Here is a 16,637-nt window from a genome sequence, read left to right on the forward strand (position 1 = left end):
CCGGCCTGTCAGGGGCGCCGGTACCGATCGTTTGACCACCAGACGATCTTTCACCGATAGTTATTTACTAACCTCCCACCACCAGGCAATACAAGGAATAGGCGGGGCTTCGCTAGAAATGGAGCGTGGTATGTCGGTAAGACCCTCGCATGTAAATGTAACCTGCTGACCAGGGCCGACATCAACATAAAGATAGCGCCTGGTGAGCTGACTCCAGACCAATCCTCCTCCGACATAGTCAACAAGTGAGTCAACGAACTCGCGAATAACTGGATCATCAGTTGACGTCAATATCGCCCGCCTTAATTCTATAAATCTGTTTGCAAGTAGCTCATAGATCCGAACGTAACCATTTATTATCTCCGTGCCGGTGTATCCATAATGATGCGCTACCACATCAACCATGTTGTGGTCATGGCCGGGTGAACGATGCGCCTCTTTATAGTAAGAGTAGATCTCACTCCCCCAGTTCAACACCATATCGGCCATTTCTGCCATGGCACGTAGTCTTCGGTCTTCCCAGGTGCGTGGAGATATTTTTATCTGTCGCACTATTGTCGCAAGAGCAACATAGGCTCTTCCTCCGCCACAGAGTAATCTTAACAGCGCGGCGTCATTCAAGTCTGGCATGATTTTACTTTGTACATTATGCACCTTGAAGACTTCAGCCAAAAACCAGCCCTTGACAACATCAGCCCACAAAGCCACCTGCTCTGGTGGGGCAAGCTTGTCCATACGTATCCTCAAATCCCGAAATGCAAGTGCGTAACAGTTGCTGCTATCGATAATATATTCTGGAGATTCAATTGCTCTTACGATTTTTACAAGTGCCGCCACTAATAGCCCAGGGTTGTCTCGAGTGGGCCCTTCATCGCAGTAATAGTCATCGCATGCAAAAACCAATGCTGAAAAATCCGCGGCGATCTGTTGTAGCTCGAAAGGCCCTGCTGGGTACAACAGTCCTGTTAGACCGCCACTGATCCGTCCCTGAACCAACCACTCGCGCGACTTTATATCTGGGTACAGTTTAAACCTGTCCAGAAAATTTATTGCACCTTCCTCAAGCAACTCTATATAAGGGGATTGATGGACGGGAAATGGCCAGAATAGAGCAGGCAGATTTGGAATTTCTCTATTGATATTTGATGCGTGGTTTTCTGATTTCATGAATTGCACCTCGAACTAGTTAACATTGGGGATACCGGACAAAATTGCATTGCATGAAATTTCCGTAATCTGCCGGGCAGTCAAGCTATTCAGTTTCTAGCGGTTTGGTGGCTATTACGCTATAAGTTGAGACCTCGTTCTTGAGCAGGGCTACCGACCAGTTCTCTGCCAGCACCCTCAGTTCCTCTAGTGCGCCCGTTACGCCATAGGGGAACAGTTCGCTGTTTTCAATATTGGCCCTGGAATCCATCAGCCAGCGGGCGACATCAATATTGGCGGGCAGGACCCGCATGTCACGAACGGAGAAGCCACTCAGTTCGAGGACTTCGCGAAAGTATGCGGGGGTCTTTCGGTGCCCGCAGGCCAGACGGTCGACCTCGTCAGGGGTGTCGGAGGTGTAAGCCTGCAGAGGGATGTTGTAGAGGTTGTCCGAGATGATCACGCTACCGCCCGGGCGAATCCTGCTGGCGAGGGCGCGCATGGAAGTTTCGTACAGCTCATTGGGGAAGTGGGAGATCACCCCGCGAATGATCACCAGGTCATAAGGCTTGTGCGCATCGGGCAACAACTCGATGTCCTTGGCATTGCACAGGTAGAGATTGACACGCTCCGACAGCCCCTGCCCGGCGTGAAATTTCGCGCAGTACTCCAACTGGCTCTGACTGACATTCACCCCGTCCAGGTGCCGACATTCCGGAAAACGTTCAGCTAGGAACTTAAGGATGTAGCCCCAGCCACAGCCGATATCAAGAATGCGCTTGATCGGCGGTCGATCGGGCTCTTCTAGGCCGGCCAGTTTCAGTTGACGCTCGAAGTAACGAATCCCTGACTCGTCGAGGCTGATCGGAGGAGTGGAGCGTGGATCGTCATAGACCCCGAACTGGAACAGGAGGTAGTCGCCGATGGCCTTGCGCCAATCTTCGGGGCTGTCCTTGTAGGTATAAACGACCTTTTCCTCATAGGTATCGACACTGGAACCCCGGATGATTCGATACGGCAAACGGGTGTCATCGGAGATGGCCGACTCTCGGGCTCGAATGCTCATGGCTGTCTATCCTTGTGAATATTCGCTTCACGCTCTGGAGGGGAAACGTAAACCTGCCCGTTGCGTCGTCACTGATGAGGCTTTGCAGTTCTTCCAGGTGAAGGGCCTGGCGGCTGCCCGCGTGTGCTGCGCCGACGAACGCCATCGCGAGCCAGTCGCGTGTCGCGGCGGCCTTCGGTGGACAGTTGGTCACAGCGAATTTTCATTGGTCAGGCCAACGAGCGGCGCTATCCTAGGTGCGCAAGCGAGGGGGGGCTGAACTGGCGCTACGCTTCGCTGGCGGTAACGGTGGAGTTTGCGTGGCAGCGGCCGGTGCCGATGGAGGTGATCTCTTAGCTGCAGTTGTCCTTGCTTTGGCCTTTTTGGCTGCAGGCGGTTTTGCCCGACCGGTCTTAGGTGTGCCGCTTCTCGTCGCTCCCGTCGGGGCTGCTTTCTTCGCTTTCGATTTCGTTATCGTTCCTCCCCCCACTGCGAGAGGTTCTGACTTTCCGCCGCTTCCAGAAGAAATACGAAAGTTCTTCCTTAAGTGCCTCCGAAATGACCTCCGCTAAGGCTAAGATCATCACGGTCCCACCGAGCAGGCAGAAATACAACGATATCTGGTGCCCCGTCAGATCCTTCATGTTTACAAGCGTACCGATACCTCCCGCCACACTCGCAAGCGTCTTTATCGATGCTCCTTTAAGAGGAGACCGCATCACGGGGATCGAAGTATTGGCGAGGAGAGCCGAATATTCAGGAATCACCTGCATACCGTGACGCCTTTCCAGCAATGCGACTGTTGGTCGCTTACTTGAGCGCACTATCCCTCTTGCGTCGATCGACGACCGCAGGACACGCTCGAGCATGAGGACGACGTCGCGCTTATCGATGCTCGAAATCGCTATGCGCTCACGTCGCCCCTTTTTCAGACCAGCCGTGACCTCACTGACTGCCTGCCGAAAATCTTCCGGCCGGTGAAAGCCGGGAAGTGTCAATATCTCAAAACTGGGCAACCCTGCAATCGAGGCTGAAATGTTGGTAACGAAGAGTTGCCGCACTAACAGGTCATGGTTGTCCATTCTTTTAGTCCTCGTCTTGCTCGCGAGAGCTCTGTTCCGTTGCCGTACTTGCCTGAGTAATCGCTATGAATCCCAGTGCGACGGTCCAATCCGCCGCTCACCGTCTCGTGTCTGGTCATCCCTCTGACAGTAACCATTCCGTTGGTCAGTGCGATACTCGGCCGGGACGCAGCTGCACCGGCCTACAAACGCTGAATGTGAATTTCGAGGTTATAGTGCCCAGTGTCGCAATCCGATTTGATGTTGGGATAGTCGAACACCTTGTGCCATCGGGCGGGTCCCTCGCTGTGCCATCCATCTTTCCCATTCAAATTGCCAGCCAGCGACGCGCCGTCCAACGTTAATCCGCCACCGAACAAGGGCGCGTCGCAGTTTTGCGAGATGAGCTTTGCGCCAGCCTTAATTAGCGCTGCCGGGATCTGAATGATCGGGTCGTCGATATGTATGCCGATATCTCCGGATACATTCATCAGCCCCTTGAGCACGTCGTCCCTTTTTTTATGTCCCGAATTTACTGCCGCCCAAGACACCGAAAGCATTGCCCCCGAATCGTCCGGCACAGCAATCGGCTTGGAACCGATTTTCCAGATGTAGACGTCGTGCTTTCCGACCTCAATTGGCCCTGCTGCCTGAACAAACTTCTGCCCACCTGGTCCCAGCACGGTGTAGGACAGATAGTCCATGTCCTTGCCATGCGCAACACCGTTCCACACTGTCATGTTGCCGAAACTGACGACGTATCGGTGAGCGGGAGGGGGAGTGGCGCTTGAAGCAACTTGGGCGAAGGTGGCCCATGGCACGGAAAGACATACCGCGGCCGCGACTGTCGCGGCGCTGAAGCGTGGGGCACGCATGATGGTCTCCTGCAGATGAGTCGTGCGACTCCCATCCCCGTAGCCAGGCCTTGCGTCGTCTCAGTGCGGTGGCCGCAGGAAGCAATTCACTTCTTCGTCACGTGCACGCTGATTAGGATACTAGGAAGCGCTATGCAAACTGCAAGTTGGCCAATGTTTGGGACGGTGTGTGGTGATCCGCTTGGGTTTCCCGGACCAGATCTAGAGCGAGTTTTCCGGCGTTTCGGGTCTGGTTGAACCCGGCAAAGGCATCAGCTGACGGGCGAATTCAGCTGGTGCCAACTCTTTGAGAGCAGAGTGAGGACGGCTCTCGTTGTAATCCCGGCGCCAGGCCTCGACGATCGCTTTGGCTTCGCCCAACGTCTCGAACCAATGTAGGTTCAAGCACTCATCGCGGAATGATCCGTTAAACGTCTCGATGTGGCAATTGTCCGTCGGCTTGCCCGGTCGGCTGAAGTCGATTTTTGCTTGGTAGTGGTACGCCCACATATCGAGCAGGCGCCCGGAAAACTCGCTGCCGTTGTCGACAAACAGATGCCGCGGAGCGTCGCGCCGAGCGGCGATTCGGTTCAATGCGGATACCACGTGTTCGCCTTTCAAGCGTTGCCCCACTTCGATCGCCAACGCCTCCTTCGTGAACACATCCACGATCGTCAAAGTGCGAAATTTCGAGCCATCAGCAAGCTGGTCAGCCACAAAATCCATACTCCAAGCGTCGTTTGGCCTGACCGGAACGATCTTCGCCACGCGCGTCACCACCATCTTTCGTCGCTTCGGCAATTTCGAGCGCAACTGCAACTGCTCTTCGCAATACAACCGGTACGCCTGATTCCGACCCAACTGCCAGCCTTCCCGGCGCAGCAGTACATGGACGCGTCGATACCCGTAGCGCACACGCGTATAGGCGATCTCGCGCATACGTGAGCGCAGTTCTGGGCGAGGGTCCTTGATGCTTTTGTAGTACTGAACGCTGCGCGGTTGCTTCACGAGCCGACAGGCCCGCCTCATCGTCAATCCGTAGTGGCTCACCACGTAATCCACCACGTCTCGTCTCAGCGCGGGCCGGGCCACTTTTTTGCAGCTACGTCTTGCAAGATGGCCTTGTCCAAGCTCAATTCGGCGACCAGCTTCTTCAGCCGCGCATTCTCGTCCTGCAACTGCTTGAGTTCGCGTACCTGATCAGACTGCATCCCGGCGTATTGCTTCTTCCACCGATAGAACGTCTGTTCCGAAATACCGACCTGCCGGATCACATCGGCCACCGGCATCCCCAGTTCGGCTTGCTTCAGCACTGCCACAATCTGTTCGATCGAAAAGCGTTTCCGTTTCATGACAAACGACCTCCTGGTTCAGGGTCAAGTTTGCCGCAAAACTCGCACTCGGATTGGTCCAGAATTCCTAAAGCGGATCATATTCGTCGATTTGTGCGTTTCTCGGGCCGTGCTCAGTTTGGATTCTTGCCATAACAATCTCCATATCAATCGAAGAAAGATTGAAGCATGAAGAATACCCAGTTTGCTCCAGGCACAGATTATCTATTTTTACACGCGAGAAACGATTTCCCTATTCAATTTATCTGCTGCCTTCTTTAGAGAATCGCGCAAAATCATAAGGTCTCTTTCAAATTTTGCCAGAAAAACACCACCTGGACTTGGAAGGATCCGTACGGCCCGGGTGATGGCTATACGTACTTCCAGTACCGCCTCGGCAGCCGCCCCCGTTGGCGCCAATTCCGGTGGAAGAATAGAAACTATCTCAATTGACGCTCTCATAGCGACCACAAGTTCGTCGTCGAGCTGTTTTGCTCCCGCATTCATCGGCGCCATAACGGAGTACTTGTACACCTCATCTACTCGCGCCCAACATCTATCGATCATCGTCCAAAGAGACTCCAGTCGATCGCACACTTCGTCAACTCGTAGACGCCGGTCCGCCCGCGCCTGCCGTGATGCAATCCAAATGGCCGCCGCAATGGCCGCGATCGATCCGACTCCCCTGAACCCACGCAGCATATACCTGCGAAACCGTTGCCGAGGCCGCATCCATGCGTGAACTCCCGATATTGTTTTCTGGTTCGATGGTACGGGCCATCCTTGACGGTCGCAAGACGCAGACGCGTCGCGTCGTGAAGGTACGCGGCGACCAGCCTCCAGCATGGGCGGCGTTCGCGTCCGCCGTCGCGCGCGGCTCGCAGTTCATCTCGTAGCCACGCATTACAAATTTCTTCTGCATCTGTCCAATCATTTCTTGAGACTGAGGGATCGTTACATGCTCGAATCTCCCCCCCTTATAGCCCCCGCCCCCTACGTCACGGTCGCCCTGGCCGCGATGGTCACCGGCCTTACCCAGAAGGCAATACGCCGCAAGATTGAAGACGGCAAATGGATCGAGGGCAAAGAGTTCCGTCGCTCGCCTGACGGCGGCATTTTCATTTCCATCAAGGGATACCAGCAATGGGGCGAAAAGGAAGCGGCATAGAGATTCGCGCAAAGTCGATCCGCATGACGTTCGTCATCGACGGAGTCGAAGTACGCAGGACACTCAAGGTTGCCGGCAAAGCCATGCTCCCCACACGCCGGCCAACATCAAATATGCACATCGACTCGCCGCTGAAATTCGAGATCGAATTCGTCATGGAACATTTAGCATTACAGAGTACTTTCCAGACGAAGGAGGGACCACCACAAGTTTGATCGGTGAATGGTTGGACACATGGTTGGCCGCGCAGCGGATCGAAGCATCGACACGAGCGGGATATGTAGCCGCAATCAGATTCTGGAAGGGAGTGGCGTATGACAAAAACCAATCAAAACCGCTCGGCGCTCTGGCGATTCGAGCGCTCAAGGTAATCCACATCCAAACAGCGATCGCAAACAGACCGGACCTTAGCGGTAAGACGATCAACAACTACTTGTCCGTGCTGCGCACGGCGCTATCACTCGCGGTCGTTGATAATCTGCTCGCGGGAAATCCCGTCAAGAGCGTCCCTAACGCGAAACATCAAAAGCGCCCGCCAGACCCATTCTCGCGCGATGAGGCGCATTTGATCATCGCCGAGGCCCAGCGGGCATACGATGAGCAAGTCCATAACTTGATCGAGTTTTGGTTTTGGACCGGCCTGCGGACCTCCGAAATTCTCGGGCTGGAATGGCAGAACGTCGACCTGGCCAACGGCACCATGCTAGTAGCAAAAGCATTCGTGCGCGGCCAGCAATTAGATCGGACGAAGACGGAAGTGCCGAGAGTCGTTCACCTGAACAGCCGGGCCTTGGCGGCGTTGCATCGCCAACGGACACACACGCAGATAATCGGCAATCGGGTTTTTCATGATCCGCGGTACGGCGCGGAGTGGGCAGACGAGGACGCGTTCCGGCGCACCTACTGGGCCCCGATGTTGAAGCGTTTGGGCGTCCGATACCGGCGCCCATACAACATGCGGCATAGCTACGCGACCGCCATGTTGATGGCCGGCATGACGCCCGCATTCTGCGCAAAGCAGCTCGGCCACAGCGTCGAAATGTTCCTCACCACCTATTCGAAGTGGGTCGACGGGGAGCAAAACGAACTGGAGATGGCGAGACTGGAAAATGCGATTTCCTCCCCCGGAACCTCCCCAGAGAAGACGCAAACCCGCCTAAGCGATTGATTTACCAGAAAAACCTTGGTGGGCCCGGTGGGTTTCGAACCCACGACCAATCGATTATGAGTCGACTGCTCTAACCCCTGAGCTACAGGCCCTGCGGAGAAAAACGCGAGACAACAACCCCGCTCCGGCGTTTGCTGACGCGTGCCGGGGCGGCATTGTAACAACTTGGAAGACAACTGGAGGGAAAAACCGCCGCCGGGTTTCAAACCCCGGCGGCGGCGGTACGACATCAGACGTCGATCAGTTCCCTTCGAGGAACGACTTCTTGAGCTTGTCCGAACGGCTCGGATGACGCAGCTTGCGCAACGCCTTCGCCTCGATCTGGCGGATCCGTTCGCGCGTCACGTCGAACTGCTTGCCGACTTCCTCGAGCGTGTGATCCGTGCTCATCTCGATACCGAAGCGCATCCGCAGCACCTTCGCCTCGCGCGGCGTCAGCGAATCGAGCACATCCTTCACGACGTCGCGCATGCTCGCATGCAGCGCGGCATCCGCCGGCGCGACCGTGTTGGTGTCCTCGATGAAGTCACCCAGATGGGAATCGTCGTCGTCACCGATCGGCGTTTCCATCGAGATCGGCTCCTTCGCGATCTTCATGATCTTGCGGATCTTGTCTTCCGGCATCTCCATCTTCTCGGCCAGCGTCGCCGGATCCGGTTCGAGGCCCGTCTCCTGCAGGATCTGACGCGAGATGCGGTTCATCTTGTTGATCGTCTCGATCATGTGAACCGGAATCCGGATCGTACGCGCCTGATCCGCGATCGAGCGTGTGATCGCCTGACGAATCCACCACGTCGCATACGTCGAGAACTTGTAGCCGCGACGATATTCGAACTTGTCCACCGCCTTCATCAGGCCGATGTTGCCTTCCTGGATCAGGTCGAGGAACTGCAGACCGCGGTTCGTATACTTCTTCGCGATCGAGATCACGAGACGCAGGTTCGCCTCGGTCATCTCGCGCTTCGCCTGGCGCGCCTTCAGTTCACCCGCCGCCATCTGGCGGTTGGTTTCCTTCAGGTCCTTCAGCGGCAGCACCACGCGCGCCTGCAGATCGAGCAGGCGTTGCTGCTGCTCACGGATCGCCGGGATGTTGCGCGTCAGGATCGGGCCATAGCTATGGCCTTCCGCCACCACCTTCTCCGACCAGTCGAGATCGGTCTCGCTGCCCGGGAACCGCGTGATGAATTCCGAACGCGGCATGCCGCACTTGTCGACGACGATGTTCAGGATCTGCCGCTCCACCTGGCGAACCTCGTCCACCTGCGCGCGCAGCGTGTCGCACAGACGCTCGACCGTACGCGCGGTGAAGCGGATCGTCATCAGCTCGTTCTGGATGGTTTCCTGCGCCTTCAGGTAGGACTTCGACTTGTAGCCCTCCTTCTCGAACGCACGGCGCATCTTGTCGAACCACTCGCTGATCGACGCGAACTTCTCGAGCGAAGCGCGCTTCAGCGCGTCGAGCTGGGCCGCGTTGGCCGTGGCTTGCGCCGCGCCGTCGTCGTCCTCTTCCTCTTCTTCCGCCTCTTCTTCCGCTTCTTCGTCCTCGTTCTCGATCTCTTCCGCTTCCTTCGCGGAGAAACCGTCGGTGTCCGTGTCCTGCGCGTTCGGATCCATGAGGCCGTCGACCAGCTCGTCGACGCGGATTTCCTCGTTCGCCACGCGCTCGGCCATCGCGAGGATGTCCGCGATCGTCGTCGGGCATGCGGAGATCGCCATCACCATGTGGCGCAGGCCGTCCTCGATCCGCTTCGCGATCTCGATTTCGCCTTCGCGGGTCAGCAGCTCGACCGTACCCATCTCGCGCATGTACATCCGGACCGGGTCGGTCGTGCGGCCGAATTCGGAATCGACGGTCGACAGCGCGACTTCCGCCTCTTCCTCGACTTCATCGTCCGACGACGCGGCGGGCGCGTTGTCGTTCAGCAGCAGCGTTTCCGCATCGGGCGCCTGCTCGTACACCGCCACGCCCATGTCGTTGAACGTGCCGATGATGCCTTCGAGCGCTTCCGTTTCCGTGAAGTTGTCCGGCAGATGGTCGTTGATCTCGGCGTACGTCAGGAAGCCCCGCTCCTTGCCGAGCTTGATCAGCGCGCGCAGCTTCGAGCGTCGCTCCTCGAGCTCCTCGGCGGTGCCGGGCTGGCTCGTCGCGAACGCCTCCTTCAGCAGCGCCTTTTCCTTGGCGCGACGATCGCGCGCCTTGGCTTTCTCGCCTTTGCCCGGTGCAGCGGTCGGCTGCTCGTCGCTCTGATTTGCGTCGTCATCGACGGATACTTCGTTCAGCTTTTTCGTCATGGAGTTCGCCGTACCGGCTAAATCGACTCGCGGCTGCTGGACAACAGCCGATTGAACCGTGGATGCTTGAGTAGTGCGTACTGCCGAATCGTCCGGCGCGGCAGCCGCTCCCCTTGCGCTTTTCGCACTCGCCCGCTTCGCGGCCGGCTTCGCAACCGACCTGGATTCGGACTTCGCGGCGGCCCGTGTCACCTTGGCCGCCGGCGCCGGCGCAGCGTGAGCAGTGCCGGCCGCGGCCTGCTTTCCCGCAGCGGGCGCCGCACCGGCTGAAGACGTCCGCGCGGAAGAAGAAGCAGACTTGGCCGACATGACCTTCGTGGTCGGCTCCGTTGAGCCCTTGCCCGCTGCTTTTTTCCCGCCTGTAGTCTTTGCCATTGCGATTCTCGCCTCTGCTTAGAAAACAAACCGCTGAAAACCTTATATTATAGCACGTTGGGACAGCCTCTTTCGGCCTAGGCCCCAAGGCGCCGCTTCATCTCAGCGCGCTTCTGGTGCAGGTCCTTGAGTTCCGCCAATATTTCGGGAGTCGGCGCCGATTGTCTCGACAACTGGTCGAGCCGGCTGCAACACGCGTCATAGCGCATCTTGAGCACCGCAGCCTGAAGCTCCTCCCCCGCAATCCGTTCCCGCTCGCGCAGCCCTTCCTGCCCTGCGTCATCCTCCGGATTCTGTGGCATCAAGTCGCGGACGTTTTCATCATAGACCAGAATTTCGCGGAAAATTTCATCGTAGGTCGCCGCGTTAGCCGAATTGCGGAGTATGTCGGTCAACAGACGGAATTCAGCCGCATCCCCCAACGCACACGCATGCTCGATCACCTCGTCGAACAGATCCCCATTTTTCGACAAGGTCCGCAGCGCCTCGCGATCCTCCTCGCCGAGCGCGATCGCCACTCGCGGCAGCATCACAAGCGTGCGCAGCGCGCGCTTGTCGCCGTCGGTCACCCGGCGCCGCTCGCTGCGCGCGGGCGCCTGGCGCGCCGGCGCGGCGATCCGCGCGTCCACGTCGCTCAGGCCCGCCACCTCCTCGAACGGAATGTCGAGACGGTCCGCGAACATATGCATGATCTGCGCGCGCAGCGCGTTCGCCGGCAGCGCCTGCAGCAGCGGCTTCGCGTCGAACAGCGCCTTCGCGCGCCCTTCCGGCTGGTCCAGCTCCTTGCCCACCGTCGCCTCGTTCAACAGGAACTGCGACAGCGGCATCGCTCGCCGCACCTGCTCCGAGAAGGCATCCGCCCCGAATTCCCGTACATAGCTGTCCGGATCGTGTTCCTGGGGCAGGAACAGGAACCGGATCGTGCGGTTGTCCGCCGCGTGCGGCAGGCAGGCTTCCAGCGCGCGCCGGGCGGCGCGCCGCCCGGCCGAGTCGCCGTCGAAGCTGAAAATCACCGTGTCGGTCTGCCGCAGCAGCTTTTGCACATGGATCGGCGTGCACGCCGTGCCGAGCGTCGCGACCGCGTTCGGGAACCCGAGCTGCGCCAGCGCCACCACATCCATGTAGCCCTCGACCACGAGCGCGTACTTGTGCTCGCGGATCGCGAGCCGCGCCTCGAACAGCCCGTACAGCTCGCTGCCCTTGTTAAATAGGGGTGTTTCGGGCGAATTCAAATACTTGGGCTCGCCGCCGTCCAGCACCCGGCCGCCGAAACCGATCACCTGCCCCTTCACGTTGCGGATCGGGAACATGATCCGCTCGCGGAACCGGTCGTAGCGGCGCGCCACGCCCTGCGCATCGGTCTTCTCGCTGACGATCACGAGCCCCGCCTCGACGAGCGCGTCGTTGCGGTAGTCGTCGAACGCCCCCTCCAGGTTCTGCCAGCCGTCCGGCGCGTAGCCGAGGCCGAAGCGCAGCGCGATCTCGCCCGTCAGGCCACGCTTCTTCAGGTACTGGACCGCGTTCGTCGCACCGCGCAATTGCTTGCGGTAGAACTCGCTGGCTGTCTGCATCAGGTCCGACAGCGCGGTCGTGACGGCCTTGGACGCGGCCGGCGGCGCATAGCCGTCCCCGCCGCCACCGCCGCGCATCGGCGACGGCTCGTGCGGCACCGTCAGGCCGGCGGACTGCGCCAGCTCCTGCACGGCCTCCGGGAACGTCAGCCCCGCATGCTCCATCAGGAAACCGATCGCGGTGCCATGCGCGCCGCAGCCGAAGCAGTGATAGAACTGCTTGGTCGGGCTGACGGTGAACGACGGGCTTTTTTCGTTATGGAATGGGCACAGGCCCATGAAATTCGCGCCGCCCTTCTTGAGCTGCACATACCGACCGACCACGTCGACGATATCGACGCGGTTCAGCAGGTCTTGCAGGAAGGAATGCGGAATCACCGTGTTTTCTGGGCAGAGATCAGGTCGGGGGGACGCGCGGGCGGCCACCCGCGCACATGGCGCTTACTTCGAGAGCGCCGCCTTGACGAGCGCGGACACCGCGGTCATGTCGGCCTTGCCGGCCAGCTTGCCCTTCAGCACGCCCATCACCTTGCCCATGTCCTGCGGGCCGGCCGCGCCGGCTTGCGCGACCGCCGCCTGCACTTCCGCGGCGACTTCGGCCTCCGACAGCTGCGCCGGCATGTAGGCGGCCAGCACCACCAGTTCGGCCTGTTCCTTCGCGACCAGATCGTCGCGCCCCGCCGCCTCGAACTGGCTGATCGAATCCTTGCGCTGCTTGATCATCTTGTCGATGACGGCCGTCACCGCGGCATCGTCGAGCATCACGCGCTCGTCGACTTCACGCTGCTTGATCGCCGCCAGCAGCAGGCGAATCGTCGCGAGGCGCTCGCTCTCCTTGGCGCGCATCGCAGTCTTCATGTCTTCGCTGATCTGGTCTTTCAAACTCATCATTCACCCGAATATGGAAAAATCGGTGAGACGCCCATCCCATAGGCATCAACACAAAAACCCGCTTGGGACGTTTTCCTCAAGCGGGTTTGCTCGGATCCGGCATCGGCGGCACTCGCGAACCACCACTGCGCCGCCCGGCGAACCGCGCGGCGCGACAGGTCTCAGTACAGCTTTTTCGGCAGCGTCTGGCTGCGGATGCGCTTGTAGTGGCGCTTCACGGCTGCCGCCTTCTTGCGCTTGCGCTCGGCGGTGGGCTTCTCGTAGAACTCGCGCGCACGCAGATCGGTCAGCAGACCGTTCTTCTCGATCGTGCGCTTGAAGCGTCGCATCGCGACTTCAAAAGGCTCGTTTTCTTTAACGCGGATGATCGTCATGACCCGTCACGTAAAAAGTTGGAGTAACGCGGAGAAAGACTTTCGAGTATAGCAGACGGGCTGCACAAACGCACTAGCCCGTCAAGCGCCGCGCGCCTGTTCGGCCGCCGCCCGCCCGGCCGCCGCGCCCGACGCCCACGCCCACTGGAAGTTGTAGCCGCCCAGCCAACCCGTCACGTCCACCGCCTCGCCGACGAAATAGAGGCCCGGCACCCGCGCGCTCATCAGCGTCGCCGACGACAGCTCGCGCGTGTCCACCCCACCCTTCGTCACCTCGGCCTTCCGGTAGCCTTCGGTGCCGTTCGGCGTCAGCGTCCAGCACGACAGCGCGTCGCCGACCAGGCGCAACGTCCGGTCCGCGAGGTCGGCCAGACGCGCGTCCGGCGCAACCCGATGCGTATCGAGCCAGACATGCGCGAGCCGATGGGGCACCCACTCGGACAGCAGCGTCCCGATCTGCCGCTTCGAGCCGGACTTCGCCTCGACCAGCGCGTCGGCGGCGCGCTGCTGCGGCAACAGGTCGATCCGGATCGGATCGCCAGGACGCCAGTAGCTCGAGATCTGGAGGATCCCGGGCCCGGACAGCCCGCGATGGGTCAACAGCAGGTCCTCGACGAAAGCGCCGCCGCCCTGCTTCGCGCCCGTCGCCACGCGCACCTCGAGCGATACGCCGGACAGCGCGGCAAACGGCGCCCAATCCTCGCTCGAGAAGGTCAGCGGCACGAGCGCCGGGCGGGTGTCGACGAGCTTGTGCCCGAACTGCTTGGCGATGCGATAGGCGAAGTCGGTCGCGCCGATCGCCGGAATCGACAATCCGCCCGTCGCGATCACGAGCGCGCGCGCGCGGATCGGCCCGGCGCTGGTATCGAGCGCGAATCCGTCCGCTTCGAGATGCCGCACCGCCTCGACCGCCACCGGCCGCCGCCAGGTCACGCCGCCCGCGTCGCACTCGCGCTTGAGCACCTCGATGATCGCGTCGCTCGACTGGTCGCAGAACAGCTGCCCCTTGTGCTTCTCGTGCCACGTCACCCGGTGGCTTTTCAGGAGCGCCAGAAAATCGCGCGGCGTGTAGCGAGCGAGCGCCGAGCGGCAAAAGCGCGGGTTCGAGGACAGGTAGTTGTCGGGCCCGGCATGCAGGTTCGTGAAGTTGCAACGGCCGCCGCCCGAGATCCGGATCTTTTCCGCGAGCCGCGGCGAATGGTCGATCAGCACCACGCGCCGGCCGAGCTGGCCGGCCACCGCGGCGCTCATCATGCCGGCCGCGCCCGCGCCGATCACAGCAATATCGAAATTTTCCATGGCGCGGATTGTACCCGCGTCGCCCGCCGGCGCCGGCGAGCCGCCGGGCCGCACTGTTATACTTTTCCGTTACGTTGATTCCGGGTTGCGCCCGTGCAGCCGCCCGCCCCACACCATGCTCGTTCTCGGCATCGAAAGCTCCTGCGACGAAACCGGCCTCGCGTTGTACGACACGTCCCGCGGCCTGCTCGCGCATGCCCTCCACTCGCAGATCGCCATGCATCGCGAATACGGCGGCGTCGTGCCCGAGCTTGCCTCGCGCGACCATATCCGGCGCGCCCTGCCGCTGCTCGAACAAGTGCTGGCGGAAAGCGGCGCGCGCCGCGAGGATATCGACGCGATCGCCTTCACCCAGGGCCCCGGCCTCGCCGGCGCGCTGCTGGTCGGCGCGAGCATCGCGAACGCACTCGCGATGGCGTGGGACAAGCCGACGATCGGCATCCATCACCTCGAAGGCCACCTGCTGTCGCCGCTGCTCGTCGACGAGCCGCCGCCGTTTCCGTTCGTCGCGCTGCTCGTGTCGGGCGGCCACACCCAACTGATGCGGGTCACCGACGTCGGCGTCTACGAAACCCTCGGCGAAACGCTCGACGACGCGGCGGGCGAGGCCTTCGACAAAACCGCGAAGCTGCTCGGCCTCGGCTACCCCGGCGGCCCCGAAGTCTCGAAGCTCGCGGAATCGGGCACGCCCGGCGCGGTCGTGCTGCCGCGCCCCATGCTGCACTCGGGCGATCTCGATTTCAGCTTCAGCGGCCTCAAGACCGCCGTCCTGACCCACATGAAGAAGATCGAGGCCGCCGGGCTCGACGGCGCCGCGCTCGAACGCGCGAAGGCGGACCTCGCGCGCGGCTTCGTCGATGCGGCGGTCGACGTGCTGGTCGCGAAATCGCTCGGCGCGCTCAAGCAGAGCCGACTCAAGCGCCTCGTGGTCGCGGGCGGAGTCGGCGCGAACCGGCAGCTGCGCGATGCGCTGTCGGCCGCGGCCCGCAAGCGCGGCTTCGACGTGCACTACCCCGACCTCGCACTATGCACCGACAACGGCGCGATGATCGCGCTCGCGGGCGCGCTGCGGCTCGCGCGCTGGCCCGAACACGCGAGCCGCGACTACGCCTTCACGGTAAAGCCGCGCTGGGATCTGACATCGCTCGCGCGCTGATCCCGCCGCCGCCGCAGCAGGCGAAGAACCGGCCCACAGCAAAAAGGCCCGTCCATCAGGACGGGCCTTTTTGCATGAACCGCTGCGCCGGGGTCTTACGCGGCCACGCGCTTGTCGCGCTCGATCAACGCATAGGCGCTGTGATTGTGGATCGATTCGAAGTTCTCGGCTTCAAGCACATACGCGACCACCCGGCCGTCCTGATCGAGCCGTTGCGCGACGTCGCGCACCAGGTCCTCGACGAACTTCGGATTCTCATAGGCGCGCTCGGTCACGAACTTCTCGTCGGGCCGCTTGAGCAAGCCCCACAGCTCGCACGACGCCTCTTCCTCCGCGATGCGGATCAGATCCTCGACCGGCACGTCGTCGCCCAGCTCGGCGTCGATCGTCACATGCGAACGCTGATTGTGCGCGCCGTACTGCGAGATCTTCTTGGAGCACGGGCAGAGGCTCGTCACCGGCACGAGCACCTTCAGGAACAGGCGCGTCACGCCGCCCCGCACGTCGCCCGTCAGCGTGACTTCGTAGTCGAGCAGGCTGCGCACGCCCGACACCGGCGCCGTCTTGTTCACGAAGTACGGAAACGACACCGCGATGCGGCCCGCCTCGGCCTCGAGCTTCTCGAGCATCCCGGCCAGCATCGTGCGGAACGCGGCGAGCGTGAGCGGCGCCTGGTGCTCTTCCAGCAGCGCGACGAAGCGCGACATGTGCGTGCCCTTCTGATCGGCCGGCAGATGCACGTCGAGATCCCAGGTCCCGACGCTCGGCTGGACCGCGCCGTCCGCGGCCAGCACCGTCAACGGATGACGCACCGCCTTGACACCGACGCGCTGGATCGGAATCTGACGGGTATCGACCGTGCTCTGCACGTCGGGCATCACGAAGGCGGGATTCATCTGGTTCATC

16 protein-coding genes and 1 tRNA gene are annotated in these 16,637 nt (G+C 60.7%); 4 read left to right on the top strand and 13 right to left on the bottom strand.

The genetic code is table 11. The features are described 5' to 3' along the window. Nucleotides 1–60: 60 nt before the first annotated feature. The 6 genes from Bsp3421_RS14240 to Bsp3421_RS14265 all read right to left on the bottom strand — a co-directional run bounded on the left by Bsp3421_RS14240 (nt 61) and on the right by Bsp3421_RS14265 (nt 5,971). Complete coding sequence (locus tag Bsp3421_RS14240) at nt 61–1,167, bottom strand: terpene synthase family protein (protein ID WP_273996578.1); 1,107 nt, start codon at nt 1,165–1,167, stop codon at nt 61–63. A gap of 85 nt (nt 1,168–1,252) precedes the next feature. Then, a complete protein-coding gene (locus tag Bsp3421_RS14245; RefSeq protein ID WP_273996579.1) occupies nt 1,253–2,212 on the bottom strand; it encodes an SAM-dependent methyltransferase in 960 nt (319 codons plus the stop codon). Nucleotides 2,213–2,604: 392 nt separating this feature from the next. Then, nucleotides 2,605–3,273, bottom strand: coding sequence for a hypothetical protein (locus Bsp3421_RS14250; protein WP_273996580.1), 669 nt, complete (start codon nt 3,271–3,273; stop codon nt 2,605–2,607). 182 nt (nt 3,274–3,455) lie between these two features. After that, a complete protein-coding gene (locus Bsp3421_RS14255; protein ID WP_273996581.1) occupies nt 3,456–4,127 on the bottom strand; it encodes a hypothetical protein in 672 nt (223 codons plus the stop codon). Between the two features lie 201 nt (nt 4,128–4,328). Beyond that, nucleotides 4,329–5,458, bottom strand: a protein-coding gene (locus Bsp3421_RS14260; protein WP_443111451.1) for an IS3 family transposase whose coding sequence is annotated in 2 segments (ribosomal slippage) — nt 4,329–5,197 and nt 5,197–5,458 — 1,131 coding nt in all. Because the reading frame shifts where the segments join, the coding sequence is not laid out codon by codon here. Between the two features lie 210 nt (nt 5,459–5,668). Further along, complete coding sequence (locus Bsp3421_RS14265; RefSeq protein WP_273996583.1) at nt 5,669–5,971, bottom strand: hypothetical protein; 303 nt, start codon at nt 5,969–5,971, stop codon at nt 5,669–5,671. Nucleotides 5,972–6,395: 424 nt separating this feature from the next. Between Bsp3421_RS14265 and Bsp3421_RS14270 the strand changes: the two genes are divergently transcribed. The 3 genes from Bsp3421_RS14270 to Bsp3421_RS14280 are packed head-to-tail and all read left to right on the top strand — an operon-like array spanning nt 6,396 to nt 7,773. Continuing rightward, nucleotides 6,396–6,605: an excisionase gene (locus Bsp3421_RS14270; protein WP_273996585.1), complete on the top strand. Its 210-nt coding sequence runs from the start codon at nt 6,396–6,398 to the stop codon at nt 6,603–6,605. Further along, nucleotides 6,581–6,820 (top strand): hypothetical protein, encoded by a 240-nt coding sequence (locus tag Bsp3421_RS14275; RefSeq protein ID WP_273998444.1) that lies wholly within the window; start codon nt 6,581–6,583, stop codon nt 6,818–6,820. Before Bsp3421_RS14270 ends, Bsp3421_RS14275 begins: the two co-directional genes overlap by 25 nt. Next, nucleotides 6,712–7,773 carry a site-specific integrase gene (locus tag Bsp3421_RS14280; RefSeq protein ID WP_273998403.1) on the top strand — a complete coding sequence of 354 codons (1,062 nt, stop codon included), beginning with the start codon at nt 6,712–6,714 and terminating at the stop codon, nt 7,771–7,773. The genes Bsp3421_RS14275 and Bsp3421_RS14280 overlap by 109 nt, the downstream gene beginning before the upstream one ends. A gap of 16 nt (nt 7,774–7,789) precedes the next feature. Here the strand turns inward: Bsp3421_RS14280 and Bsp3421_RS14285 are convergent. The 6 genes from Bsp3421_RS14285 to Bsp3421_RS14310 all read right to left on the bottom strand — a co-directional run bounded on the left by Bsp3421_RS14285 (nt 7,790) and on the right by Bsp3421_RS14310 (nt 14,575). Continuing rightward, nucleotides 7,790–7,865 (bottom strand) — tRNA-Ile (locus Bsp3421_RS14285). A gap of 148 nt (nt 7,866–8,013) precedes the next feature. After that, complete coding sequence (gene rpoD / locus Bsp3421_RS14290) at nt 8,014–10,440, bottom strand: RNA polymerase sigma factor RpoD (protein WP_273996587.1); 2,427 nt, start codon at nt 10,438–10,440, stop codon at nt 8,014–8,016. 77 nt (nt 10,441–10,517) lie between these two features. Further along, a complete protein-coding gene (gene dnaG, locus Bsp3421_RS14295) occupies nt 10,518–12,389 on the bottom strand; it encodes a DNA primase (RefSeq protein WP_273996588.1) in 1,872 nt (623 codons plus the stop codon). 63 nt (nt 12,390–12,452) lie between these two features. Further along, nucleotides 12,453–12,899: a GatB/YqeY domain-containing protein gene (locus Bsp3421_RS14300; RefSeq protein ID WP_273996589.1), complete on the bottom strand. Its 447-nt coding sequence runs from the start codon at nt 12,897–12,899 to the stop codon at nt 12,453–12,455. A 164-nt stretch (nt 12,900–13,063) separates the two neighbouring features. Beyond that, on the bottom strand, nt 13,064–13,276 hold the full coding sequence (gene rpsU, locus Bsp3421_RS14305) for a 30S ribosomal protein S21 (protein ID WP_273996590.1): 213 nt from the start codon (nt 13,274–13,276) through the stop codon (nt 13,064–13,066). 81 nt (nt 13,277–13,357) lie between these two features. Further along, on the bottom strand, nt 13,358–14,575 hold the full coding sequence (locus Bsp3421_RS14310; protein ID WP_273996591.1) for an NAD(P)/FAD-dependent oxidoreductase: 1,218 nt from the start codon (nt 14,573–14,575) through the stop codon (nt 13,358–13,360). 115 nt (nt 14,576–14,690) lie between these two features. On the opposite strand from Bsp3421_RS14310, the gene tsaD reads away from it, so the two are divergent. Further along, the gene (gene tsaD, locus Bsp3421_RS14315) at nt 14,691–15,731 is read left to right on the top strand and encodes a tRNA (adenosine(37)-N6)-threonylcarbamoyltransferase complex transferase subunit TsaD (protein WP_273996592.1); all 1,041 of its coding nucleotides are present in this window, start codon (nt 14,691–14,693) and stop codon (nt 15,729–15,731) included. 95 nt (nt 15,732–15,826) lie between these two features. Here tsaD and folE2 read toward each other — a convergent pair whose 3' ends face one another. Continuing rightward, complete coding sequence (gene folE2 / locus Bsp3421_RS14320; RefSeq protein WP_273996593.1) at nt 15,827–16,636, bottom strand: GTP cyclohydrolase FolE2; 810 nt, start codon at nt 16,634–16,636, stop codon at nt 15,827–15,829. Nucleotide 16,637: the final 1 nt, after the last annotated feature.

The organism is Burkholderia sp. FERM BP-3421 (assembly GCF_028657905.1).
GTDB lineage: Bacteria > Pseudomonadota > Gammaproteobacteria > Burkholderiales > Burkholderiaceae > Burkholderia.

Bases quoted from the DNA above. Each gene is read 5' to 3' on its own strand.
- tsaD (WP_273996592.1), top strand. From the start codon at position 14,691: ATGCTCGTTCTCGGCATCGAAAGCTCCTGCGACGAAACCGGCCTCGCG.
- Bsp3421_RS14310 (WP_273996591.1), bottom strand. From the start codon at position 14,575: ATGGAAAATTTCGATATTGCTGTGATCGGCGCGGGCGCGGCCGGCATG.
- Bsp3421_RS14245 (WP_273996579.1), bottom strand. From the start codon at position 2,212: ATGAGCATTCGAGCCCGAGAGTCGGCCATCTCCGATGACACCCGTTTG.
- Bsp3421_RS14255 (WP_273996581.1), bottom strand. From the start codon at position 4,127: ATGCGTGCCCCACGCTTCAGCGCCGCGACAGTCGCGGCCGCGGTATGT.
- Bsp3421_RS14240 (WP_273996578.1), bottom strand. From the start codon at position 1,167: ATGAAATCAGAAAACCACGCATCAAATATCAATAGAGAAATTCCAAAT.
- Bsp3421_RS14250 (WP_273996580.1), bottom strand. From the start codon at position 3,273: ATGGACAACCATGACCTGTTAGTGCGGCAACTCTTCGTTACCAACATT.
- Bsp3421_RS14275 (WP_273998444.1), top strand. From the start codon at position 6,581: ATGGGGCGAAAAGGAAGCGGCATAGAGATTCGCGCAAAGTCGATCCGC.
- rpsU (WP_273996590.1), bottom strand. From the start codon at position 13,276: ATGACGATCATCCGCGTTAAAGAAAACGAGCCTTTTGAAGTCGCGATG.
- Bsp3421_RS14300 (WP_273996589.1), bottom strand. From the start codon at position 12,899: ATGAGTTTGAAAGACCAGATCAGCGAAGACATGAAGACTGCGATGCGC.
- Bsp3421_RS14270 (WP_273996585.1), top strand. From the start codon at position 6,396: ATGCTCGAATCTCCCCCCCTTATAGCCCCCGCCCCCTACGTCACGGTC.
- folE2 (WP_273996593.1), bottom strand. From the start codon at position 16,636: ATGAACCAGATGAATCCCGCCTTCGTGATGCCCGACGTGCAGAGCACG.
- rpoD (WP_273996587.1), bottom strand. From the start codon at position 10,440: ATGGCAAAGACTACAGGCGGGAAAAAAGCAGCGGGCAAGGGCTCAACG.